At 69.4% G+C, this 22,446-nt stretch carries 19 protein-coding genes and 2 pseudogenes; 18 read left to right on the top strand and 3 right to left on the bottom strand.

Going from position 1 to position 22,446, the window contains the following annotated elements:
- Nucleotides 1–795 precede the first annotated feature (795 nt).
- From K2X24_RS19445 to K2X24_RS19435, 3 genes are all read left to right on the top strand, one after another.
- Nucleotides 796–1,881 (top strand): efflux RND transporter periplasmic adaptor subunit, encoded by a 1,086-nt coding sequence (locus K2X24_RS19445; RefSeq protein WP_292500167.1) that lies wholly within the window; start codon nt 796–798, stop codon nt 1,879–1,881.
- The gene (locus tag K2X24_RS19440; RefSeq protein ID WP_292500165.1) at nt 1,878–4,985 is read left to right on the top strand and encodes an efflux RND transporter permease subunit; all 3,108 of its coding nucleotides are present in this window, start codon (nt 1,878–1,880) and stop codon (nt 4,983–4,985) included. Before K2X24_RS19445 ends, K2X24_RS19440 begins: the two co-directional genes overlap by 4 nt.
- A gap of 222 nt (nt 4,986–5,207) precedes the next feature.
- Nucleotides 5,208–5,750: a TetR family transcriptional regulator gene (locus K2X24_RS19435; RefSeq protein ID WP_292500163.1), complete on the top strand. Its 543-nt coding sequence runs from the start codon at nt 5,208–5,210 to the stop codon at nt 5,748–5,750.
- A gap of 227 nt (nt 5,751–5,977) precedes the next feature.
- On the opposite strand, the gene K2X24_RS19430 is transcribed toward K2X24_RS19435, so the two are convergent.
- The gene (locus tag K2X24_RS19430; protein ID WP_292500161.1) at nt 5,978–6,466 is read right to left on the bottom strand and encodes a hypothetical protein; all 489 of its coding nucleotides are present in this window, start codon (nt 6,464–6,466) and stop codon (nt 5,978–5,980) included.
- Nucleotides 6,467–6,626: 160 nt separating this feature from the next.
- Here K2X24_RS19430 and K2X24_RS19425 point away from each other — a divergent pair, with 160 nt between their 5' ends.
- The 7 genes and pseudogenes from K2X24_RS19425 to K2X24_RS19400 all read left to right on the top strand — a co-directional run.
- Complete coding sequence (locus K2X24_RS19425; protein ID WP_292500160.1) at nt 6,627–7,298, top strand: MATE family efflux transporter; 672 nt, start codon at nt 6,627–6,629, stop codon at nt 7,296–7,298.
- Nucleotides 7,299–7,414: 116 nt separating this feature from the next.
- Nucleotides 7,415–8,608, top strand: a complete 1,194-nt coding sequence (locus K2X24_RS19420) for a serine hydrolase (RefSeq protein WP_292500159.1) — start codon at nt 7,415–7,417, stop codon at nt 8,606–8,608.
- 159 nt (nt 8,609–8,767) lie between these two features.
- A complete protein-coding gene (locus K2X24_RS19415) occupies nt 8,768–9,742 on the top strand; it encodes a transporter (protein ID WP_292500157.1) in 975 nt (324 codons plus the stop codon).
- Nucleotides 9,743–9,930: 188 nt separating this feature from the next.
- Nucleotides 9,931–10,932, top strand: coding sequence for a helix-turn-helix transcriptional regulator (locus K2X24_RS19410; RefSeq protein ID WP_292500155.1), 1,002 nt, complete (start codon nt 9,931–9,933; stop codon nt 10,930–10,932).
- Between the two features lie 215 nt (nt 10,933–11,147).
- Nucleotides 11,148–12,296: an acyltransferase gene (locus K2X24_RS19405; RefSeq protein WP_292500154.1), complete on the top strand. Its 1,149-nt coding sequence runs from the start codon at nt 11,148–11,150 to the stop codon at nt 12,294–12,296.
- A gap of 7 nt (nt 12,297–12,303) precedes the next feature.
- A pseudogene (locus K2X24_RS24410) lies at nt 12,304–12,537 on the top strand (hypothetical protein); the annotation flags it as partial.
- Between the two features lie 261 nt (nt 12,538–12,798).
- A pseudogene (locus tag K2X24_RS19400) lies at nt 12,799–12,941 on the top strand (IS3 family transposase); the annotation flags it as partial.
- A gap of 213 nt (nt 12,942–13,154) precedes the next feature.
- Here the strand turns inward: K2X24_RS19400 and K2X24_RS19395 are convergent.
- Nucleotides 13,155–14,255, bottom strand: a complete 1,101-nt coding sequence (locus tag K2X24_RS19395; RefSeq protein ID WP_292500153.1) for a UV damage endonuclease UvsE — start codon at nt 14,253–14,255, stop codon at nt 13,155–13,157.
- A 104-nt stretch (nt 14,256–14,359) separates the two neighbouring features.
- Here K2X24_RS19395 and K2X24_RS19390 point away from each other — a divergent pair, with 104 nt between their 5' ends.
- The 8 genes from K2X24_RS19390 to K2X24_RS19355 all read left to right on the top strand — a co-directional run bounded on the left by K2X24_RS19390 (nt 14,360) and on the right by K2X24_RS19355 (nt 20,362).
- Nucleotides 14,360–14,794, top strand: coding sequence for a hypothetical protein (locus K2X24_RS19390; protein ID WP_292500151.1), 435 nt, complete (start codon nt 14,360–14,362; stop codon nt 14,792–14,794).
- A gap of 127 nt (nt 14,795–14,921) precedes the next feature.
- Entirely contained in the window at nt 14,922–15,053 is a 132-nt protein-coding gene (locus tag K2X24_RS19385; protein ID WP_292500149.1) for a hypothetical protein, read from the top strand.
- Nucleotides 15,053–15,265 carry a hypothetical protein gene (locus K2X24_RS19380; RefSeq protein WP_243912939.1) on the top strand — a complete coding sequence of 71 codons (213 nt, stop codon included), beginning with the start codon at nt 15,053–15,055 and terminating at the stop codon, nt 15,263–15,265. The genes K2X24_RS19385 and K2X24_RS19380 overlap by 1 nt, the downstream gene beginning before the upstream one ends.
- A gap of 93 nt (nt 15,266–15,358) precedes the next feature.
- The gene (gene chrA / locus K2X24_RS19375) at nt 15,359–16,777 is read left to right on the top strand and encodes a chromate efflux transporter (RefSeq protein WP_292500147.1); all 1,419 of its coding nucleotides are present in this window, start codon (nt 15,359–15,361) and stop codon (nt 16,775–16,777) included.
- Nucleotides 16,778–16,897: 120 nt separating this feature from the next.
- Nucleotides 16,898–17,272 carry a hypothetical protein gene (locus K2X24_RS19370; RefSeq protein ID WP_292500146.1) on the top strand — a complete coding sequence of 125 codons (375 nt, stop codon included), beginning with the start codon at nt 16,898–16,900 and terminating at the stop codon, nt 17,270–17,272.
- A gap of 44 nt (nt 17,273–17,316) precedes the next feature.
- Nucleotides 17,317–19,629: a TonB-dependent receptor gene (locus K2X24_RS19365; RefSeq protein ID WP_292500144.1), complete on the top strand. Its 2,313-nt coding sequence runs from the start codon at nt 17,317–17,319 to the stop codon at nt 19,627–19,629.
- A 69-nt stretch (nt 19,630–19,698) separates the two neighbouring features.
- Nucleotides 19,699–20,001 (top strand): hypothetical protein, encoded by a 303-nt coding sequence (locus K2X24_RS19360; RefSeq protein WP_243912964.1) that lies wholly within the window; start codon nt 19,699–19,701, stop codon nt 19,999–20,001.
- 208 nt (nt 20,002–20,209) lie between these two features.
- A complete protein-coding gene (locus tag K2X24_RS19355; protein ID WP_292500142.1) occupies nt 20,210–20,362 on the top strand; it encodes a hypothetical protein in 153 nt (50 codons plus the stop codon).
- Between the two features lie 12 nt (nt 20,363–20,374).
- Here K2X24_RS19355 and K2X24_RS19350 read toward each other — a convergent pair whose 3' ends face one another.
- On the bottom strand, nt 20,375–22,084 hold the full coding sequence (locus K2X24_RS19350; protein ID WP_292500140.1) for an IlvD/Edd family dehydratase: 1,710 nt from the start codon (nt 22,082–22,084) through the stop codon (nt 20,375–20,377).
- Between the last annotated feature and the right edge of the window lie 362 nt (nt 22,085–22,446).

The raw sequence follows: 22,446 nt of genomic DNA, 5'->3' as shown, positions 1-22,446 counted from the left end.
GCCGGTAGCCTGCCATCGAGGTGTTTCCCCCTGTGGGCAGGGTCAGGGTCATGAGGGACCCTCGGGCCGCGTCGCACCGAGATTGCCCCTTCAGGCCGCCGCGTCGATCCGAGCCGCCAAATCGCCGGGGCGCGCCTGAGCGACGCTCGATGCTCGGGGTGCCGAGAACGTCGGGGCCTGATGGACTATCGACCCGTGGGGAGTACCGTCCAATCCAGATGGAACAGGTGGACGCTTCGCTTCCCTGGGTGAGGCGTGTCCGGATGTTCCTCAAGGGGGGCGACCGTCCGCTTCGGAGCGATCGGTGCGGCGAAGTGCGGTGACAGCCGCGGGATCACGCGCCGGAACAGGTCGAGCTGCGTGCGCACGGTGTGGGTCGGCACGAGAGGCGGCCCATGACCCACCCGAACGTACCGGAAGCGGGTCCCGTCCCTCCGGGTCGTGTCGGCGATCTCGCCGGAGGGAAGTCGGCGGCGCGTGCAGTCTTCGGCGTCCTTGCCGGCAGCGCCGGAGGCTGGCGTGGTCATGGCGATCGGGTCCCCGAGCGGTCGCGGTCCGGGGTCGGACGCGTGGATGACATCGCGGTCACCGTCTAAAAATAAATGATTTACCGAATTTTGATGTCGGCTTTGTCGAGGGAGTCATTTCAGGGCCCCTTCCCAGGTGCCCCTTTCAGAGAGGCGTGCCAAATCGCTCGCCCCAGCACCCTGGGACCATTGACGCCAGTTGTCCGCTCATAATAGATGTTGAACGTAATTTTTATGCGTCCTTGAATGAGTCGCGAGGAGACGGGCGATGGATGCGAGATGGTTGATCGGGCTTGCTGGATTGGCCCTCGCCGGATGCTCGCCGGCCGAGACCGCCGTTCCTCCGGAGCCGCCGCTGGTCCAGACTGTCGAGGTCGTTCCCGGGACGGGCGGGGTCTCGCGCTATACCGGGGTGGTCAGGGCGCGCACGGAGAGCAACCTCGGCTTCCGGGTCGGGGGCAAGATTTTCGAGCGCCTCGTCGATCCCGGCGACCGGGTGAAGCGCGGCCAGCCGCTGATGCGCCTCGACCGGACCGACTTCACCCTGGCGTTCACCGCGGCCCGGGCCTCCGTCGAGGCCGCCCGTGCGCAGATGATCAGGACGAAGGCTGACGAGGAGCGTAGCCGCAAGCTCGTCGGCGACGGCTGGACCTCGAAGCAGACCTACGATCAGAACAAGGCCGCGGCGGATGCGGCCATCGCTCAGTTCGTCAACGCCGAGGCCCAGGCGAGCCAGATCTCCAATCAGGCCGGCTATTCCGAGCTCCAGGCCGATGCCGACGGCGTGGTGATGGAGGTGCCGGCCGAGCCCGGGCAGGTGGTCGCCGCCGGCCAGACCGTGGTGAAGCTCGCCCGCGACGGCTCCCGCGAGGCGGAGGTCTTCCTGCCCGAGGCGAGCCGGCGTCTCGCGAAGGGCGCGGCCTCGGCGACGCTCTATGCCGAGGGCGAGGCGACCTACCCGGCGCGCCTGCGCGAGTTGTCGGCCACGGCCGATCCGGCCACACGGACCTACCGGGCTCGCTACATCCTCTCGGGTGGCGGCGAGGACGCGCCGCTGGGGGCGACCGTGACGCTTCGGCTCAAGGCCACCGAGACCGGACGCGCCGCGGCGGTCGAGGTGCCGCTGGCCGCCTTGTTCGACGCGGGCAGCGGCTCGGCGGTCTGGCGGATCGACACGGCCACCGGCACCGTGACGGCGCAGCCCGTCGCCATCGCCCGCCTGTCCGAGGAAAGCGCGGAGGTCGCGTCGGGCCTGAGTGCCGGCGACCGGATCGTCTCGCTCGGCGCCCACCTCCTCAAGGCCGGCCAGACCGTGCGGCAGGCGCCCCCGAGCATGACGGGAGTCGCCAGATGACCGGCTTCAACCTTTCGGCCCTGGCGGTCCGGGAACGGGCGGTCACGCTGTTCCTGCTGCTCGCCCTCACGGGCGCTGGGGTCTTCGCCTTCCAAAAGCTCGGTCGCGCCGAGGACCCGGCCTTCACCGTGAAGGTGATGGCGGTCTCGGCCGCATGGCCGGGAGCGACCGCGGAGGAGATGCAACGGCAGGTCGCCGACCCCCTGGAGAAACGCCTCCAGGAACTCATCTACTACGACCGCGTCGAGACCACCGTGCGGCCCGGCCTCATGCTGATGAAGGTCATGTTCAAGGACAACATGCCGCCGGCCAGGCTCCAGGCGGAGTTCTACCAGGCGCGCAAGAAGCTCTCCGACCAGGCCTCCGGCCTGCCGCGCGGGGTGATGGGTCCGCTGTTCAACGACGAGTTCTCGGACATCTACTTCGCTCTCTACGCCCTACAGGCGAAGGGTCTGCCGCACCGGCATCTCGTGCTGCGGGCCGAGGACCTGCGCCAGCGTCTGCTGCGCGTAGCCGGCGTCGAGAAGATCAACATCCTGGGCGAGCAGGCCCAGAAGATCTTCGTCGAGATCTCCTACCAGCGCCTCGCCACGCTCGGCATCACCGGCCAGCAACTCCTGGCCGCCCTGGCCAACCAGAACGACATGACCCCGGCCGGCTTCGTCGAGGCGGCGGGGCCCCGCGTCTACCTGCGCCTGGACGGGGCCATCGACGGTCTCGACGCGATCCGCAACCTGCCGGTGGCCGCCGGCGAGCGCAGCCTCAAGCTCGGCGACATCGCCGAGGTGAGGCGCGGCTACGAGGATCCCAAGACCTTCCAGGTCCGCAATGACGGCGAACCGGCCCTGATGCTCGGCCTCGTGATGAAGCCCGGGTTCAACGGCCTCAAGCTCGGCGAGGCCCTGAACGCGGAGGAAATTGCGATCCATCACGCGTTGCCGACGGGAATCGCGTTCACGAAGATCACCGATCAGGCGAAGGTCATCGAAGACGCGATCCACGAGTTCATGGTGAAGTTCTTCACCGCGCTCGGCGTGGTGATCTTCGTCAGTCTCGTGGCGTTGGGCTTCCGGGTCGGCATCGTGGTGGCGCTCGCCGTGCCGCTGACCCTCTCGGCGGTCTTCGTCGTGATGATGGTCACCGGCCGCGACTTCGACCGCATCACGCTCGGCGCGCTCATTATTTCCCTGGGCCTGCTCGTCGACGACGCCATCATCGCCATCGAGATGATGGTGGTGCGCATGGAGGAAGGGGCCGACCGCATCGAGGCGGCGACCTATGCCTGGAGCGCCACGGCCGCGCCGATGCTGACCGGCACCCTCGTCACCATCGCCGGATTCCTGCCGGTGGGCTTCGCGGCCTCCACCGCGGGCGAGTACGCCGGCAACATCTTCTGGGTGGTGTCGTTCTCGCTGATCGTCTCCTGGATCGTGGCCGTGACCTTCACGCCCTATCTCGGCGTCAAGCTCCTGCCGAACATAAAGCGCGTGGAGGGCGGGCACGCAGCGATCTACGCGACGAAGAACTACGAGCGCCTGCGCCGCGTCGTGCGGATGTCGGTCGACCACAAGTGGATGGCCGCCGGCATCATCGCGGCGCTATTCGCGGGCGCCGTGGTGGCCATGGGCAAGGTCGAGCAGCAGTTCTTCCCGAACTCCGAGCGGGCCGAACTCATCGTCGAGGTGACCCTGCCGGCGGGCTCCGCCTTCGCCACCACCGAGGCTAGCGTCAAAAAGGTCGAAGCCGCGGTGCGCGACCTGCCCGAGGCCGGAGAGATCACCAGCTACATCGGCCAGGGCATGCCGCGCTTCGTGCTGTCCTTCGATCCCGAACTACCCGATCCGGCCTTCGCGCAGATCGTCGTCCAGACGGTGGATTCCCACGCCCGCGACGCGCTCAGGGTCAAGGTGCGCAAGCTCGTCGACGAGGGCCGCTTTCCGGAGGCGCGTGTGCGTGTGCTCCAGATCGTGTTCGGCCCACCGATCCGCTTCCCCGTCGCCTTCCGTGTGGTCGGCCCGGACCTCGACGTCATCCGCGGCATCGCCGCCGAGGTCGCCGATGTCATGACGGCCAACCCCAACATGCGTCTCGTCCACCTCGACTGGGGCAACAAGACCCCCAACCTGCACCTCGCCTTCGACCAGGAGCGCCTGCGCCTGATCGGCCTGACCCCGAAGGAGGCCGGCCAGCAGCTGCAGAGCTACCTCAACGGGACGCCGGCGACCCAGGTGCGCGAGAACCTGCGCTCCGTCGATGTGCTGCTGCGCAGCCCCGGTCCCGAACGGCGCTCTCTGGGCGAGATCGGCGACCTGACGCTGGCGACGCGGGATGGGCGGCAGGTGCCGGTATCCCAGGTCGCGCGGCTAGAGACCCAGAACGAGGACGCGGTGCTCAAGCGCTACAATCGCGAGACCTACATCCGGGTGCAGGGCGATGTGCTCGACGGCAAGCAACCGCCGGACATCCACGCGCAGGTCTTCCCGCTCCTCGACCCGATCAAGGCGCGGCTGCCGCCGGGCTACCGCATCGAGACGGCCGGCGCCGTGGAGGAGAGCGCCAAGGCGATGATGTCCCTGGTGGCGGTCTTCCCCGTCATGCTGATCGTGACCCTGACGGTCATCATGATCCAGGTCCGCTCGTTCTCGGCCATGTTCATGGTGTTTGCCACCGCGCCGCTCGGCCTCGTCGGGGCCGCGCCGACCCTGCTGGTGTTCCACCAGCCCTTCGGCTTCAACGCGATCCTCGGCCTGATCGCGCTGTCAGGCATCCTGATGCGCAACACCCTGATCCTGGTGGATCAGATCCACCACGACCGAGAGGCGGGCCTGTCCGACTACGATGCCATCGTCGAGTCCACGGTGCGTCGGGCCCGACCCGTCATCCTGACGGCGGCTGCGGCGATGCTGGCCTTCATCCCGCTCACCCACTCGGTGTTCTGGGGGGCCCTAGCCTACGTCCTGATCGGCGGCGTCGGTGTTGGCACCCTGCTGACCTTGCTGTTCCTGCCGGCGCTCTATGCGCTTTGGTTCCGGGTGGCGCGGGCGCCGAAGGTGGACGCCGTCGCAGCGGGGCTCGGCGGGATGCCGCTCACGGCCAAGTCGTGAGACTGCCTTGAAAGGGTTCATGCCCCGACCGCGGGGCATGCGAGGATCGCGCGCCGGGCGACTGGTCGTGCGGTACGACGGCCGGCCTGCGCTCCGCCCCCCTCGCGCAGGCCGGTCGCTTGTCGGTTCCCAGGGGCTTCGCAGGTCGAGCTTCCGCGCCGACCCTTCTTGAGATGACGAAATGCATCCATATGGGATGGTGAAAGGCCGAAGGATCAGGGTATGCCGAGAGTTTCCCAGGAGCAGGCAAGGCTCAACCGGCAGCGCGTCGTCGAAGTCGCGGCGGCGCTGTTCCGAGAGCGCGGCCTCAACGGGGTCGGCGTCGCCGACATCATGGCTGCCGCCGGCCTGACCCATGGGGGCTTCTACGGCCAGTTCGCCAACAAGGACGCCCTGGCCGTCGAGGCCTTCGATGCCGCGCTCAGCGAGGACCGGCGCGGGGACGTGGACACCATCCTCGCCAACTACCTGTCGCTCGGGCACGTCCAGGCACCCGGCAAGGGGTGTCCACTCGCGGCTCTGGCGAACGACATTTCGCGGGAAGGGCCGGGTAGCCCCGTCCGGACGCGCTTCACCCACGGCGTCGAGGGTCTGGCCTCCATCCTCGCCAACCTGACGCCGAAGGCATCACGGGAGCGACGCCGGCGGAAATCCCTCGCGACGCTGTCGACCCTCGTCGGAGCCGTCGTCCTGGCTCGCGCCGTCAATGACGAGAAGCTGGCGAACGAGCTGCTCCAGGCGGCGCATTCCTCGGTCGCCCCTTAGGGACCGGAAGTCAGACCTCACAGGGGTAGGATCCGGTTGTTCGTACGTCGCTCCGATCGAATCCATGCCGGTTGATGATCGAGACCTGTCCCAACAGATTATGAAAGTAATATATCTGGGCGGGTTTCGTCGGAATGCGGCCGATCCCCTGCGCTGACGAAAGCCCGTCGATGAATCACCGCCGTTCCGCGAATCTCGCCGAACCGCTTCGGTACCTGTCGAGCGCTTTAGTTTTCCTCGCCCCCCCTGGATCTTCCGGCTACTGCATCCGACAGGCCGGGGGCGATCCGTCTGCTGGACAGCCGCTTTTCCGGGAGCGTGGCGTCCGCGTCGAACGGTACCCTGTTCGTCGGCAGCATCAGCGAGGGCGGCGTCGGCCAGATCCAGGGTGACGGGGCGGTCATGACAGCTGTGCCGAAGCCCGGGGACCACGGGACCCGTTCGACCTTCGGCCTCCTGGCCGACGAGGAACGCGAAACCCGGTCGGTGGCCTCGAACGACGCCACGGCCCTCGGGCCCATGGGGCCGACCACCACCGAAAGGGGAAGCTTAAGCCGGGCCCCGGCGAGCTCGAAGTCTTCGTCGAGAACGACGCGCTCGAGAACGGTCTCGACGGCGACACCTTCCTGGGCGGCGAACGGTTCCGCATCGACGTGAGGGACGCTACGGCCGGCGCGGTCAGGAAGCTTGAAGGCGCGGCCCCTGACGTTCCCCAAGGGGCTACGTGGCTTCAGGGACGGGTTCCTGATGGTCGAGGGCGGGGGCCCTCGGCCGCATCGCGGTTTCCGGCGACAAGGCCGAGCTTGACATCGCCGTGCGGCTTGCCGGACCGCCGGGCATGACGGTCGCACGCGGCGCCTGCTCGAAGCGCCCCTCATGCCGACCTTGGCCCGGTTGGCGGCACCGGACATTCTCGCAATGCTGGCGCAGACCTCCATCGGGCTGATCGAGACCTCTTTCGTCGCCGGGCTCGGCACCGGTGCCCTCGCCGGCATGGCCCTCGTCCGTCCGGTGGTGATGCTCGTCCAGATGCTCTCCGCCGGCGCCATGGGCGGCGGCATCCGGTCGGCAGTTTCGCGCACGCTCGGTGCTTGGCGGCAGGTGGCTTCGGGTCTTCTCGCCTGGCATGCGGCGGCCCTCGGCGTCGGGCTCGGGATCGCCACGAGCCTCTTCGCCCTGACCCTGGGGCCGTCCCTCTACGCGCTGATGGGCGGGGGGCGTCGCATTCGTGGTCTACCACGCCATTGGCTCGGCGGCCTTGGGCGCCTAGCTCTGATTCGGACGCGGCGTCCTGCGGCCGAGCCGCGGCCTGCCCCGGCTGACCTGGGTACCTTCCCGGGAGATGCTCCGCATCGGCGTGCCCTCGGGCATCGCCGGCATGACCTCGAACGTTACGGTCATCGACGCCAGCGGCTACGGCGGGGCCAGGGTCCGTGGCCGCATTCAGGCATCAAAATGCAGCGCCGCGCGCCCGTGTCGACCGTTCGAAACCACAAAACTGCCGATCTGCGACAAGGTCTGCCGATACTCGATAGAGCTCTGATTTAAGTTTCTCCTATGATATCCAAACGAGGAACGGGCCGCTCGCCGAAGCACAGTTTTTTACTGTACAGGCACACCGGTAATCCATCCCAGAAAAACTAAAGCCATGGGGCGGAACAAATATGTCGGATTCATTTGAAAAGTCTGCAAATGCGATCCTGTCCGGGGTGGTCGCTGCCGGGACGGGCGTTCCGGGGGTCGTCGCGGTCGCAACGAATCGGGAGGGCAACCTCTATGAGGGCGCGGCCGGTGTTCGGACCCTGGGCGGGACCGAGCCCATGGCTTCCGACAGCATCTTCGCCATCTTCTCCACCACCAAAGCCATCACCGGCACGGTCGCTCTGAAGCTCGTGGAGGACGGCGCCCTCGATCTCGATGCGCCGGCGCGGCTCTATGCGCCGGAGATCGGTTCACTGCAGGTGATCGACGGGTTCGATCCGGCCGGCGCTCCGCGGCTCCGGGCGCCTCGGCGCGAAATCACCACGCGGATGCTCCTGCTGCACACGGCCGGCTTCGGCTACGATTTCTTCAATGAGACCTACAACCGGCTCGCCACCGATCACGGGCAGCCGAGCGTCATCACCTCGTCCGCCGCCGCCCTGCGGACGCCGCTGCTGTTCGACCCCGGTGAGCGGTGGGAATACGGCTCCAACATCGACTGGGCGGGTCAGGTCGTCGAGGGCATCACGGGTCGGCGCCTCGGCGCTGTGATGAAGGACATGGTGTTCGATCCCCTGGCGATGACCGACACCGCCTTCACGCTGTCGCCGTCGATGCTCGGGCGCCTCGCGACCATGCATGCCCGCGACCCGGAAGGCGTGCTCACGCCGATGACCGACTTCCTGCTGCCGCAGGAACCCGAGGTCCACATGGGCGGCCACGGGCTGTACTCGACCGCCCTCGATTACACGAAGTTCATCCGCATGTGGCTCAACGACGGCATGGGCCCGCGCGGGCGGGTGCTGAAGCCCGAAACCGTGCGGATGGCCGAGCAGAATGGCCTCGGCAATCTGAAGATCACGGGCCTGCCCGGCGTCATCCCCAGTCTCTCCAACGCGGCGGAGTTCTTCCCGGGCATGCCCAAATCCTGGGGGTTGACCTTCATGATCAACGAGGAAGACGCCCCGACCGGCCGTCCCGCTGGTGCCCTGGCCTGGGCGGGACTCGCCAATCTCTACTACTGGATCGATCGCAGGAACGGTGTCGGCGGCTACTGGGCGACCCAGATCCTGCCCTTCGTCGATCAGGCCTCCGTCCAGGGCTACCTCGACTTCGAGACGGCCGTGTACCGCCACGTCGTGCAGGCTACCGCCTAAGCACCGCCGCGTTAGCACCACCGGCCGCGCCGCACGGAACGCCGCGCCGCAGAGCGCTTCAGCCCCTCTTTGATCTCATCGACCGCCCGATCGCGAAGCCCGCGACCGGGCGGAACGATCAAGCACGAACCATCACCAAGAACCTTGGAGGATTCAGCAATGCTCAAGCCATGGCTTATCGGGGGTGCGCTAGCGCTCGGTCTGATCGGAAGCGCAGCCCAGGCCGCCCCACCGACGCAGCCGGGCTCGCAGATGGGCCTCGCCTACGGTCCCCTCCCCGAAGGCGTCTACGCGCTCAACACCTTCAGCTGGGGCCGCGCCGATGCCGCCGGCAGCCCGGATATAGGGGTCAACATCCCGGTTCTGGTCTGGGCGACGCCCTACAAGATCCTCGGTGCGCAGGTGATCCCGGTGCTGTCCTTCCCGTCGGTGTTCGTGAACACGAACAACGCGGCGCCACTATCGAACCAGAGCCAGAGCTATTTCTACAATCCCTTTGTCGGCAGCATCTTCGCTTTCGACCTCGGCAGCAACGTCAGCGCCGGCTGGCTCGTCGGCGCCTATCTCGGCCTCGGCGACCGGGGCTCCCTCTGCAATGGCGGCGCGGTCGGCACGGGGTGCACACCCGTCCTGCCCCAACTGGCCTCGTCGGCCCTGCGCAACACCTTCGCGTTGTCCTATGCCGGCAACGGCTGGAACCTCACGGCGGCCCTCACCCACGAATTCATGGTCAACGATGCGGCGCGCTTCGGCGGAGCCGTGGGCGCGTCCATCGGGCCGGTCGGTCAGGCGGACAGCCTCAACCTCGACCTCACCGCGACGAAGACGTTCGGCAAGTTCGAGATCGGCGCCGTCGCCTACGGCTATACCGACCTTCCGGTCAATACGCGCAAGGCGGCGTACGCGAACTTCCTCAACAGCGGCGCGGCCTATTCGCGAACCGGAATGATCGCCGCCGGCGGTCTCGTCGGCTACGATTTCGGTCCCTTCCGCGCCCAGTTCATGGTGACGCGCGAACTCGCCAACCGGGCCCGCAACGAGGAGACCCGCGGCTGGTTGCGCATCATCGCGCCGCTCTACACGCCCCCGGCCTCCGCGGCGGCGGCCGAGGCCCGGCTGGTGCGCAAGGACTGAGCGTCCTGCCGTCAGGTGGCGAAATCGGCACGGAGGCGCGATGCTCACGCCTGGTTTCCCGATTTATCAATCTTGCATCAACTATTCTTCAAGAATGACTGTATCTATGCGGGCAAAGGCGCCGATTTGATCGTCGCGTCATTTGTGAAAATTTCGGGCACAGCCGAAATAGGAGGGGAGCCTCGCCCATGTTGAGAGATGCTCTCCTCTACGACGCCCGCGGAAATCCGATCCAGCAGCACCACAAGGCCTTTTCCGAGGACTGGGACGAGATCCGCAACTGGTCGAGCCAGGTCTACATGCCCTACCGGGTATCGCCGACCGGACTCGTGAGCCGGCCGAACTCGACCATGCATTCGGCAAAAGTCGGCCGCATCACTGTCACGCGGTTCGCCTACGGGATCCCAGTCAATATACGGGATTGGTCGGCGGAGGCCGGCAACGCCGTCGTCCTGACGACGATTCAGGGCCATGCCCGGCATTTCGTGGATGCGCGGAATGCCGTGGAGACCGGGATCGGCGGCACCTTCGTCGTCGATTGCAGCCGTACAGACTACCTCGTCGACTTCGATCCCGACCACCTCCAGCTCAATTTGACGATCCCGCACGTGATCCTGGAGCAAGTCTGTCAGGATCTATTCGGATTCGTTCCGGGAGACGCCTTGTGGCAGCACAAGTGCCAGATCGGCGGTCAGGGCTCGAGTTGGCTGGCACTGATGGAATACGTCATGAAATCGATCGCGGAGGCACCCGGTTCCCTGGCCCACGATCGGGTCGGCCGGCACATCGAGCAGTCGATCTGCATCCATCTCCTCAACGAGTGGGCTGGCCGGGCGGGCTTCGATGTCGATCGGATGCGGTCCGGGATCGCGCCGCGCTCCGTCACGGCCGCCGAGCGCTACATGATCGAGCATGCCGCCGCCCTACCGACGATGGTCGACGTGGCCCGGGCCGTGGGCACCAGCCTCCGGACCCTGACAGGCGCCTTCCGCCGCTTCCGCGGCTACGCACCGAGCGCGTTCCTGCGTGAGCAGCGCCTTCAAGGCGTGCGGCGCGATCTCCTCGCCGCCCGGCCGGATCAGACCGTGTCGAGCCTCGCCTACGTCTGGGGCTACATCAATCTCGGGGAGTTCGCCAAAGCCTACTACCGGCGCTTCGGCGAATTGCCCTCCGAGACCCTGCGCCGCTGATGGCGCGCGACGGTCCGCTCACGAGCGGTTCTGCGTTCAAGCGGACCTGTGTCTGCGACCGCTCACGAAGTGGCCGAGGACGCCCATGACGCTGGCGGGGGCGGAGATCTGGTGCGCTGCCCCTCGAGCGAAGCCCCGACTTTCTGCCGTTGGTCAGTTCCCCGGTCGATTTCCGTGGCAGCCTGCGCTGCTTTGAGGGCCGTCGGGGTGGATCGATGCACTATAAACCGTTCGGCACGTTCCGCACCGTCCTCGCCATCCTGGTCCTCGTCCAGCACATCGGGCATGTGGGCCCAGCTTCGGTGCGGTGGTTGGGAAACCTCGGGACTGGTTCGGTTGCGGTCCTGGTCTTCTTCTGTCTCTCGGGGTTCGTGATCACCGAAGCTGCGGATCAGTTCTATAGGGGGCGCCCCGTCAGGTTCGCCTTCAACAGAGTTCTCCGAATCCTACCGCAATATTGGATCGCACTCGCCGCATCCGCGGGCATGATCGCAATCGCCGCTGACTCGCAACCGAATTTTCTACCGAACCCGCTTGTCCCTCATACGCTGTCGGCGTTGTTCAGCCCCGAGAATATCTTTGCCAATCTCTTCATGGTTGTTCCCGGTTTTGCCGCGAAGAATCCGGCGTTCGTCCCATATATCTGGGCATTACGGGTGGAAGTACTGTTCTACGGGGTTGTTTTCCTAGCGCTCGTGGTGTCGATGCGCTCCTGGGTCATCGCGCGGGCTTTTCTCGTCGTTTCGGCAATCGTCATGTTCGTGGCGGCCCTGAGCCGCACGGGACCTGACCTGTTCCAGTTTGTGCCGTACTTTGCCTTGGGCGCGGTGACCTATGGCGTCCTGCAACATCCATCCCGCTCAGGGTATGGCCTGGTCACGGTCCTGTTTGCGGTCTGCCTCTGGACCTGTGCGACCCTGAGTATGCCCAGTGCCTTCGTTGGCCGCGCTCTCACATTCGAGCAACGCTCGATACAGCTCGGAATTTTCGCAGTTCTCGTCCTGGGGTTCTTCGGGCTGACGCAAGTACGCGTGCCTGCAGACTGGCGCCGGATCGACCGCCGCATCGGCGATCTGTCATTCCCGCTGTATTTGCAGCAATACGTCGCCCTGGTGTTCACCCTCGCCTTCTTTCCGGCCTCATACGGAAGCATGGTCATCTGCGCCAGCCTCGCCATTGCCTGGGCTTGGTGCGCAAACGTGATCGCGGAAGCACCGATCCGCGCCCTCCGGGACCGGATCCGGGGCCGTTCCATCTCCGACGTGGCGACGCCCCAGCCCGACGAACGCCTGGACAGCGGGCCGGCCCCTCGCGACCGGACCAGGGCGGGGGCCCTGACCGGCGCGGAAGTTCGAGCGTCCTGAACCCGGTGTGGATACACGCTGGCTGCCTCATCATACCAACGCCCATGCCGAAGGGCCGTCCTCCCTTAACCCCCTCGAGTTCCGCCGACAGATCGTCGCGTTGGCTCGCGCCGGCCGTGGTCCGAGGGATCTGGCTCGCGAGTTCGAGCCCTCCGCGCAGGACATCCGTAACTGGGTAGCCGAGGCCGATCGCAGCGAGGGCCGGCGTGAGGCGAAGCCACCGCCTGCCGATCCGGGCCTGACGGTCGCCGAGCGCGACGACCTCGTCCGGCTTCAGTGTGAGAACCGACAACTCAAGCGTGATGGCTTGGTTTGCGCGGGAGACCGGGGTTCTGCCATCGGGGCCTTCCGTTTCATGAACATAAACCAGGCCGACTTCCCCATTGGCGCCAGGGCGCGCATGCTCGGCATGTGGAAGGCCGGGTACTGCGGCTGGGCGGGCCGGCAGCCCTCGGCGCGGCGATCCCCTCACGACGCGGCCGGATCAAGAGGGGCACCGGGCCCCGACCTCGTCGACCGCAACTTCGCCGCCCCGCCCCGAACCGACTCCGGGTGGCGGATATCACCGACGTGCCGACCGCTACCGGCTTCCTCGACCTCGGCGTCGCGCGCGATGCCGTCAGCCGCCGGATCGTCGGCTGGGCAAGGCGCCCATCGCGGCCTGCCGCGATGGGAACCCGCGCTGGCCAATCACCTCCGGTCGAACCTCGTCCTGGACGCCCTGGCGATGGCCGTCATCCAGCGCAGGCCCAGGCGCGGATGGCCTGCTTCAGCTGCATCGAAGGCTCTCACAACCCGTGGCACCGGTGCTCCAGGTAGGGGGAGCGAGGCTTCACACGGAGGACGTTGCGGGAGCCGTCACGCCGCCGCCTCGATCTGCGCCGTGGGCAGGTCCGCGGCGATCTCGGCGGCGATGCCGGCCGAGGCGAGGTTCTTGGACTTGGCCTCGATCTCGAAATCCGCCCAGGCCATGTGGCGGGCCACCAGGGCGTTCACGGCCCGGTTCCACATCATGTCCGAATGGGCGGCCAGATCCCGCCAGTTGTGGCCGGCCTCGGTGAGGGTGGTGAAATCCGGGAGGGCGCCGGGGTCGTGTCCCTCCAGCAAGCCCTCGCGCGAGACGCTGATATGGGCGACCGGCCGCACGCCGCGCCAGGAGTCGCGCACCCGGGCGATTCGGGGATCGTCGGGCGCGATGTATTCGCCCCGGCTCTCGACCCAGTGGTGGTGCAGGTCGAGCACCACCGGCACGACGTCGGCCAGCCCCAGCACCGTGTCCAATCCGAAGAAATTCTCGTCGTTCTCGACGGTGAGGAGGTCGCGGGCGGTCTGCGAGAGTTTGGGCAGGCTGGCGCGGAAGCCTTCGATGCCGGGGTCGCGGGCGCCGACATGGATGTTGATGTGGGCCCCGTGCGGATGCCAGCCGCGGCCGTAGCCGAGCATCGCCATGAGCTCGGCGTGGTGCTCGAGTTCCTCGATGCCGTTGCGCTGGGCGTTCGGGTTCTGCGAGGCGATGACGCAGAACGGGCCGGGATGGAAGCTCAGGCGCACCGCCCCCGCCCGGGCGATGTCGCCGATCCGGGCAAGTCCCTCTTCCACGAGGCGGCGCATCTCGGGCTCGGCGTAGACGTCCTGCGCCACCGCGTGGGTGTAGCCGGGCAGGACGTTGCTGGCGATCCGCAGCAGGCGCTCGATCGGCGGGCGGGCCGCGACCCAGGCCACCTGGCGCTCCAGGGCGCCGAGGTTGTGACGCACGAGGCCCTCGATCTTGGCCCGGCGCGCTGCCGGGGCCAGCGTCTTCAGGTGCGCCATGGTGGCGTGGGTGAGGTTCATCTGCAGGGTCGCCTCGCGGGCGGCCTTCAGGGTCTTGAAGGGCTCGGGGGGCGCCTCGAGGATGAACTTGCAGCAGAAGCCGAGGCGGGGTCCGGAGACGGTGGACGTCGATATGGGGGCGCTCATGCAGCGACAACGCGGCCGGGCGCGATTGGTGCGCGGCCGGAACCGGGCCCCGGCACGGGCGCGTTGCCCCGGCGCCGGGCCGTCCGGCGGCACGAGACACCGCGATGGACGCCGAAATCCCGGGCACCAAGCCCGCGAACACCAAGCCCGCGAACACCAATCTCGCGGAGGCCAAGCTCGCGGATCTGGTCCGGAACGCGGCCGAGCGCGGGCGCCGCCTCGCCCTGGCCTATCCGAGCGGCGCCCGCCGCGACGACTTTCCGTTCGCGGTTCTGGCCGCCTTCGATGCCGACGTCCGGGGCCAGGTCGAGCGCGACCGCCGGATCGAGGACGAGCGCGACCGGGTGCTGATCGCGGCCGTCAACTTCGCCGAGGCCCCGCCCGAGGACGAGCCGGAGGCCGTCGAGCCGGCGCGGCGCGCCCTGATCGCGGCCATCGACTACCTGGAGCAGGCGGTGCTGCGCTTCGGGATCGTCAACCGCGCGGGCGCGCGGCTCGGCTACGGCGAGGCCGGTCAGCGGGTCGGGTCGCGCGGCTGACGGGGCGTTCCCCGCCCACCGCCGAATTCGTGATGTCGGGTTCTGCGACCCCGGCGCCGGTTCGTGCGTTACCCGCTTCCGCCCGCGAGAATCCGGCGGTCCGTCCGATCAATGTGGTCTTCCTCCGATGCGTCGCCTGTTTCCCGTCTTCATCGCCGCCGTCGCCCTCCTGGCCGGGCTGATCCTGTTCACCTTCGTCAAGCACGGCGATACGGCCCACACCCAGGCGGTGCCCGAAGCCGGCACGAGCGCCCGCTGATGCCGCGCTGGCTGCCGCTGGCGGGCGCCGCCTTCCTGGCGATCCTGGTCGTGGTCGGGCTCGGCCTCTGGAAGTTCGAGCGCCTGCAGGAGGCCCGCATCGAGAACGGGGGCCGGCCGGCGATCCCCGCCTGCGCGCCCGACCGGGTCGGCGAGACCGGCCTGGCCGCCAATTGCCCCGGTACCGCCTTCCCGCCCGCCAAGGCGCCCTGAGGCCGATCCCGCTGGAGGCTTGACGCCGGCCCGGGCATCGACGACGCCTCGCCTCCCGAGACCGGCCGGTATGGCCCGAGGCGAGACCCCGCGATGGCCGGACCAGGAACGCCCCCGCCCTCGCCTCCCGGCTTGCCTCTCGCCTCGTCTCCAGCATTGCCCCCGCCCCTGCCCTCCCTGTCCGAGGCCCTGCCGGTCTGGGGGCGCATCGCCGCCCTCTCCTTCGGCGGGCCGGCCGGGCAGATCGCCGTCATGCACCGCATCCTCGTGGACGAGCGGCGCTGGATTTCCGAGCGGCGCTTCCTGCACGCCCTCAACTTCTGCACCCTGCTGCCGGGGCCGGAGGCGCAGCAACTCGCCACCTATGTGGGCTGGCTCCTGCACGGCACCCGGGGCGGCGTCCTGGCGGGCGGGCTGTTCGTGCTGCCGGGGCTCCTGGCCATCATGGCCTTGAGCTGGGTCTACGCCCTCTACGGCGCGGTCGGGCCGGTGGCGGGCCTGTTCTTCGGTCTGAAGGCGGCGGTCCTCGCCATCGTCGCCCAGGCGGTGCTGCGCATCGGCCGCAAGGCGCTCGGCAACGGCGCCCTGCGCGCCGTGGCGGCGGCCTCCTTCGTGGCGATCTTCCTCTTCGGTGTGCCCTTTCCCCTCATCGTCCTCGGGGCCGGTGCCATCGGCTGGCTCGGTGTGCGGGCCGGGCTGCCGCACTTCGCGGCCGGCGGGCACGCGTCGGCGGGCGCGGCGCCCGCCGACGGGGCCTATCTCCTCGGGGACGACGCCGTGTCGGACGTCGCCGGGCACGGCCACGTCCTCCGGGTGCTCGCGGTCTGGGGCGGGCTCTGGCTGGCGCCGGTGGCCCTCGTCCTGGCGTTCCTCGGCCCCGGAGCGGTGTTCGCGCAGATCGCGCTGTTCTTCTCCCAGATGGCGATGGTGACCTTCGGGGGCGCCTACGCGGTCTTGGCCTACGTGGCGCAGGCGGCGGTGGATCAGTTCGGCTGGCTCCGGCCGGGCGAGATGCTGGACGGGCTCGGGATGGCCGAGACGACGCCGGGGCCGCTCATCATGGTCACGCAGTTCGTGGGCTTCATGGCCGCCTTCCGGAACCCGGGGGCGTTGCCCCCGCTCCTGGCCGGCACCCTCGGCGGCTTGCTTACCACCTGGGTGACCTTCGCGCCCTGCTTCCTCTGGATCTTCCTCGGCGCGCCCTACGTGGAGCGCCTGCGCGGCAACCGGGCCCTGGCGGGGGCGCTCTCGGCCATCACCGCGGCGGTGGCGGGGGTGATCCTCAACCTCGCGGTCTGGTTCGCCCTCCACACCCTGTTCGCCGAGACCCGCACCGTCTCGGCGGGCCCGCTGCGGTTCGACTGGCCGGTGCCTGCGAGCCTGAACCCGTGGGCTCTCGTCCTGGCACTGGCCGCCCTCGCGGCCCTGTTCCGGTTCCGCCTCGGCGTGATCCCGACCCTGGCGGCCTGCGCGGCGGCCGGGATGGGGCTGCGGGCCCTCGGCTGGGCCTGAACGGGCAACGAGGGGCCGGCACCCGACAGCGCTGTTTTCGACACAGGGGCCGGGAATGATCGCGACGCGCCGCGCCCGCGCATTGACGGGGCCCGGAACGCCGCCCTAGGCGCTCGGGTCATGCGCATCACGCGGTCCGATCTGGCGGCCTGCCGCGCGGTCATCGCCGTGGCCGCGCTCTACGCGCTCGCCCTGCAGAGCGTGCTCGGCGGCCTGATCGGATATCGGTCGATCGACCCGGTCCACATCCTCTGCCTTCAGGAGACCGGCACGGCCGAGGGACCGGCCGAGCCGGCGGCCCCGGTCCATCTCCACCTCGCCTGCTGCACGGCCGCGCAAGCGGTCGCCCCCCTCGACGCGCCGCTCCTCGTGGCCACCGCGATCCTCTGGCCGGTCCGCCCGGCCCGGACGATCGCCTGGCCCCCCGAGATCGCCGCGGCCCCCCGGGCACCGCCCGGCATCAGCGCCAGCGCGCGCGCGCCTCCCGTCGTCTGATCGATCGCTCCGCCCCCCGATCTCTCCGACCACGGATCCCCGCCATGTTCCCCGTTTCCCGGGTCGAGCCGCGCCTCGCCCCGCTCCTGCTGCTGCTCGCCGCCGTGCCGGCGCGGGCGCAGGCCCCCGACGCGCCTGCCGGGGGCGTGACCCTGGCCGAACTCTCCGTCACCGGCGAAGGGAGCGCACGCTCCGCCGCCGCCTTCGGCGTCTCGGCCCCGCCGGGCTCGGCCCCGAGCGTGATCGAGAACCCGGTCGGCCAGGTGGTCGACACGGTCGGGCGCGCCGGCACCATCGCGGAGCGGCCGGCGGTCAATATCGGCTCGGTGCTCGTCAACAGCCCGGGCGTCACCGTGCGCCAGGGCAACGGGGCACGCGACGTCGTGATCTCGATCCGGGGCAACAACGCCCGCTCCACCGGGGTCACCAAGAACACCGTCGTGCTGGAGGACGGATTCATCCTGACCCAGCCCGACGGCGCCGCCCGCTTCGACCTCGTGGATCCGCGCGCCTACAGCCGCATCGACGTGTTCCGCGGGCCGCAATCGGCGCTGTTCGGGACCTACGCCACCGGCGGGGCGCTGGCCTTCCGCACCCGCACCGGCCGCGAGATCGACGGCTACGAGATCGGCACCGACGCGGGCAGCTTCGGCTACCTGAGCAACTACTTCACGGTCGGCGGCGTCAGCGGCCCGTTCGAGATCAGCCTGTTCGCGAGCGACGCCCGCGCCAACGGCTACCAGGGCCATTCGTCCTACGACACCCAGACGGTGAACCTGCTGGCGAGCTACACGCCGAGCCCGGACACGCGCCTGACCCTGAAGGTCATCAACAACGAAGTGCAGGCCAATCTGCCGGCGCGTTCATCCCTCGACCAGTTCCGGATCAACCCCTACCAGCGCGGCTGCGGCATCGCCGCCACGGCCGCCCCCGGCTGTACCCTGACGAACTTCTTCCGCAACGGCGCCTTCGGGGCGACCGTGCCGGTCACGGCGGCGCAGGCGGATTTCGGGCGCGACGACCGGCGCACCATCGTGGCCGCGCGTCTGGAGCACGACATTGACGCGCAGACGACCTGGCGCGGCCAGGTCGGCTTCGACGAACGCAACTTCGACCAGCCCTTCTACACCACCTCTTCGCGCGGGTCGTATCCGTCCTGGAACCTGCTGACGGACCTGACCCGGCGCTACGACCTGATGGGCCTGCCGGCGGTCGGCTACGTGGCCCTGGCCTACAACACCATCGACAACCACATCACCACCTTCAACCGGGCGTTGGGCACCGGGCCGGCGCTCGGCGCGCTGATCGGCGAGCAGGCGGCGGTGCAGTCGAACTTCGGCGGCCGGGCCCGCAACGAGGTGGCGCTGTCGGACCAGTGGACGGGCGTGCTCGGCATCAGCGCGGAAAACACCCGCATCACGGGGCGCAACTTCGCCTACACCTATTCGGCGGCCGGGCGCCGGACGAGCGTGGCGGACGCGGACCGCAGCTTCCTCAACGTGGCGCCGGAGGCCGCCCTGGTCTACCGCCCGAGCGCCGAATGGGCCTTCCGGGGCCGGGTCGCGACGGGCTACACGACGCCGGCCGCGAGCAACCTGTTCGTCACCGCCGCCGGCCTGCCGGGCAACAACACCGGGCTGCGGACCCAGGAGAACCTCGGCTTCGACCTCGGCTTCGACTGGACACCCAGCGAGACCCTGCGCCTCAGCCTCACCGGCTTCCACGAGACCTTCCGCAACGAACTCGTCTCGCAATCGCCCGGCGCGGGCTTGCAGAGCTACACCTTCAACGCGCCGGCCTCCGAGCATCGCGGCCTCGAGGTCGGGGCCGACTGGGCCTTCGCGCCGGGCTGGCGCGGCGTGCTCGCCTACACCTTCGACGACCAGACCTACACGCGCTACGTGGAGCAGCTCAGCGCCGGGGCGTTCTCGCAGCGCTTCGACCGCGCCGGCAAGGTGATTCCGGGCGTGCCGGCGCACCAGCTCCTCGCGCGGGTCGGCTACGACCAGCCGAGCGGGCCGCTCGCCGGCCTCGGCGGCTATCTCGAGGCGATCGTGCAGGACGGTTTCTTCCTCGACAACGCCAACCAGTTGCGGGCGCCGGGCTACGCGATCCTCAACGCCAACCTCCACTACGCCACCGAACTGACGGGCGGCTACGCCCGGCGCTTCAGCCTCTACGTGGAGGTGCGCAACCTCCTCGACACCACCTACGCCGCCTCCGCCCAGAACCTCGCCAACAGCCTCAGCGCCGCCACCGGGCTCCAGAACGGGGCCGCCGTCCTCGCGGCCACGACGGGATCGATCTACGCGGGCGCACCGCGCAACGTGGTCGCGGGGATGAAGCTCGCGTTCTAGGGGGCCGCTACGAACTTAACCGGGCGCGGGGTGTTGCGTCAGCACCCAGCAACCACACGGACCCCCCTCATGACGCGCACACACCTCGCCGCGGCCCTCGCGCTCACGGTGAGCCTGGCGGCACCCGCCGCCGCCCAGACGCTGGCGCCCACCGGCGGCGCCGGCAACACCGGCGTCGCAGCCCCGGCCTCCGGCCCCGGCACCACCCCGCGCGACACGGATGCGGGCCTGCGCCCCGCCCCGAGCGTGCCGGGCAATCCGAGCCCGGCCGCCGTCCCCGGCAGCACGCCCGGCGTCAACATCGGCGGCACGCCCACCAGCGGACCGCCCGGCACCGGGGGTGCGGCCGGCGGCCCCTCCATCGGCCGGTAGGCCCCGGCGCCCGGTCCGGGCCCCGCCAGCCGGGGCCCGGACCGGGCGCATCCGTTCGGGCACGACCGGAGCCAGGTGCGTCCGAGCACAGCCAAGCCCGCACGGATCGCGGATGAGAGGACGGGTAAAGCCCGCAGGCGATCACCGGCACCGGGCGATCGCAGGTCACGGCACCCTCCTCCGTTCCCCGATCCGGCGAGGCGATCCCATGATGGCAGCAAGGCCCTTCCGCTGGCTCCTGAGCCTCCTGGCGATGGTCTCCCCCGTCGCGGCGACGATCTGCCGGGCCGCCGATACCCAGGCCGATTCTACGATCCAGCGCGCGGGCGACGACCACGTGGTGTTCCGCCACTACCTGTAGGGCGCACGCCAGCTAGGGCGTGCGCGGCGCGCCCCGGTGCGTCAGGAAGTCGAAGTCGCAGCCCTCCGGCGCCTGCGTGACGGTGCGGCGGTAGAGGGCCTTGTAGCCCCGTTCGGGCATCGGCGGCGGCGCGAAGCCGGCCAGCCGCCGGGCGACCTCGCCGGGCTCGACCAGCAGGTCCACCCGCTTGTCCCGGATCGAGAGGCGGATGCGGTCGCCGTCGCGCACCGCCGCCAGCGGGCCGCCGACCGCCGCCTCCGGGGCCACGTGCAGCACGATCGCGCCGAAGGCGGTGCCCGACATCCGCGCATCCGAGATCCGCACCATGTCCTTCACGCCGGCCCGGGCGAGCTTCTTCGGGATCGGCAGGTAGCCGGCCTCGGGCATGCCCGCCGCGTGCGGCCCGGCATTCTGCAGGACGAGGATGTCGCTCGCCTCGACATCAAGATCGGGATCGTCGATGCGCCGGCTGAGGTCCTCCAGGCCCGTGAACACCACCGCACGCCCCTCCGATTCGAAGAGCTCCGGGGACGCAGCCGCGCGCTTGAAGATCGCCCCGTCCGGCGCGAGGCTCCCCGACAGGGCGACGAGGCCGCCCACGGGCGAGACCGGATCGGAAAAGGGCCGGATCACCGCGCGGTCCACCCATCCGCCCGGCGCGTCGAGGCGCTCGGCCAGGGTCCGGCCCTCGATGTCCCGCGTGTCGAGGTGGAGCAGCGGGCGGAGTTCGCGCAGGAGCGCCCCCATGCCGCCGGCGGCGTGGAAATCCTCCATGTAGCCCTGGCCGACCGGCTTGAGGTCGACCAGCACCGGCGTCTCGTCCGAGATCTGGTTGAAGCGCTCGGGGGATATGCGGATGCCGAGGCGCCCCGCGATGGCGGTGAGGTGCACGATGGCGTTGGTGGAGCCGGAGAGCGCCATCAGCACCCGGATCGCGTTCTCGACCGAATTCTCGGTGATGACCTGGCTTGGGCGGATCTTCGTCGCGATCAGCCCAACGGCGGCCCGGCCGCTCGCCTCGGCCGCCACGAGGCGGTCGGCGTGCACCGCCGGGATCGCGGCGGTGCCGGGCAGCGACATCCCCAGCGCCTCCGCGATGCAGGCCATGGTGGAGGCCGTGCCCATCACCGCGCAGGTGCCGGCGGTGACCGAGAGCCGGCCCTCGACCTCGGCGATCTCCTCGGCGTCGACGCTGCCGGCCCGGTGGCGGGCCCAGTACCCCCGGCAATCGGTGCAGGCGCCGAGGCGCTCCCCGCGATGGCGCCCGGTGGACATCGGCCCGGTCACGAGCTGGATCGCCGGAAGGTCGGCCGAGGCCGCACCCATGAGCTGGGCCGGCACGGTCTTGTCGCAGCCCCCGATCAGCACGACCGCGTCCATGGGCTGGGCGAGAATCATCTCCTCGGTGTCCATGGCCATGAGGTTGCGGTACATCATGCTGGTCGGGTTGAGGAAAACCTCGCCGAGCGACACGGTGGGAAAGGCGCGCGGCAGGGCACCGGCCGCCAGCACCCCGCGCGAGACCGCCTCGACCAGCTCCGGCATGGTGCGGTGGCAGTTGTTGAAGTCGGACGGCGTCATGGCGATGCCGACGACGGGCCTGGCGAGAAGGTCCGGCGAGATCCCCATCGAGCGGGCGAACGAGCGGCGCAGGAAGCGCGCGAAGTCGCGGTCGCCGTAGTTGGTCAGGCCCCGATCGAGTCCGTGCGGTTCGTCCGACATGGCGTGTCCTTGAGCGGCCGGTTCGCCCGGCTCCGTTCGCGTTCTGCGGGAGACGCCCGGTCCGGACAAGGTCCGGGGCTTCCGAGGGGCCGCCTCGAATCTCAGACCGCTGCCGGTCGATCGCTTCGGTCGGCTCGGTCGGAACGGGCTCCCTCTCCCGTCTGGGAGAGGGTTGGGGTGAGGGGCGTGCCCCATCCGGAAAGGTCACCCACCTCACCCCAACCCTCTCCTTCCAGGAGAGGGAGCACGGAGCGGCCGACCGGCGCCATCGGCTCGAAACCGGATCATCCTGGGATCTCGTCACGGGCCGCGTCCTGAGGGACACTCGCGGGATGTCCGCGCGCCCTCCCCGCCGCGTCCGC

The sequence above is a fragment of the Methylobacterium sp. genome (assembly GCF_019750675.1).
Lineage (GTDB): Bacteria > Pseudomonadota > Alphaproteobacteria > Rhizobiales > Beijerinckiaceae > Methylobacterium.
This window is presented reverse-complemented; position numbering and strand designations above follow the sequence as displayed.